The sequence below is a fragment of the Archangium violaceum Cb vi76 genome (assembly GCF_000733295.1).
Classification (GTDB): domain Bacteria; phylum Myxococcota; class Myxococcia; order Myxococcales; family Myxococcaceae; genus Archangium; species Archangium violaceum.
In genome coordinates this window covers 1-1,116 of sequence record NZ_JPMI01000345.1, presented here as the reverse complement: position 1 = coordinate 1,116, position 1,116 = coordinate 1, and the positions used below count along the sequence as shown (strand labels likewise).

Genomic DNA, 1,116 nt, shown 5'->3' with positions numbered 1-1,116 from the left:
CGGAGAGACGGGCCTCCTTGCGCAGCTCGGCTCTCAAGCCGGCACCCAGAAGAAGTCGCGCGAGCTCCTGCGCGCCAACCAGAAGCTCGTAGAGACCGTCTGGCGGGGTTGTCCCAACCACCTCACCAAGGACGGCAACCGGCTCGTTCTCCGGCCCGCCGAGCCCGTCAAGGATGCGCGCGTGTCGCTGCCTGGCGTCTCCTCGCGGCCTCCAGTACCAAAGAACCTGGACCTGCTGGCCGTCTATCCCGGCCGCTCCCTCGAGCAGGCTGCCTCGCGTCTAAGCCTCCGCCGCAAGCCCGCGGACGAGGAGCCCGAAGCCGCCATCGGCACGTAAGCGCCGCTGTTCTCCTGGTGCTGTGACTGTCGCCCGCAGGGACGGCCCAGGGCCGCGCCCTCTCAAGCCCGGCGTCCGGCCGCGCGAAAAGTGCGTGCTATGGCACGACACGCTAGGCGCCCCGCGACCCTACCACTCAGGTCTCCTATTTATATCTAAGGCCTGTGGCAACCCGTCAAGCAGGGTTCCCGATCGCAGGGCGCCGGATTTACACCTTAACAGCACCCAAAACCGGCCCACGGAGTGCGCATGTGTAAACATGCTCAAAAAAATGCGCATGGTACACCACGCACTTTGGCCTGTGGATAACCTGGGGACACGCCCCAAGAGTGCTGAGAAATCAGGGGCTTGCGCGGGCGGCTTTCTCGCCGGAGCTGCGTCATTCTTGGGGCGCTTTCTTCCCTCTGAAGCTGCGTCACTCTCGGGGCAGAAGCTGCGTCGATCTCCGGGCGGAGCTGCGTCATTCTTGGGGCGGGGTTTACCGAATTCCCCAACAACTTCATGGGCTTCGACGATCCGCCTACGACGCCCCTTCCTAGACGCAGCTCCAGGACCCAAAATCCCTCGACGTGGGCCCTGTGGAAAACTCGCGCTGATCGCGTGGATCACCCAGCACCTGCCCAAACCGATCTGAGCGGTGGGCGCCTAACGGCGCCGCCATGCGGGCCCTCCCGGGCCCTCAAGCCCGAAGGCTATCCGCGCCGGACTGGAGCTCCAGTTCTCCGCCCAACCACTGCACGGCGCCAGACACCTCTGTGCTCCGAACCACTACTGTGCAC

1 protein-coding gene is annotated in these 1,116 nt (G+C 65.1%); it reads left to right on the top strand.

Translation table 11 applies throughout. The annotated features are described in order from the left end of the window. Positions 1-337 (top strand): hypothetical protein (locus tag Q664_RS59680; protein WP_043411233.1); only part of this gene is annotated, 337 nt, incomplete at its 5' end. Positions 338-1,116 lie beyond the last annotated feature (779 nt).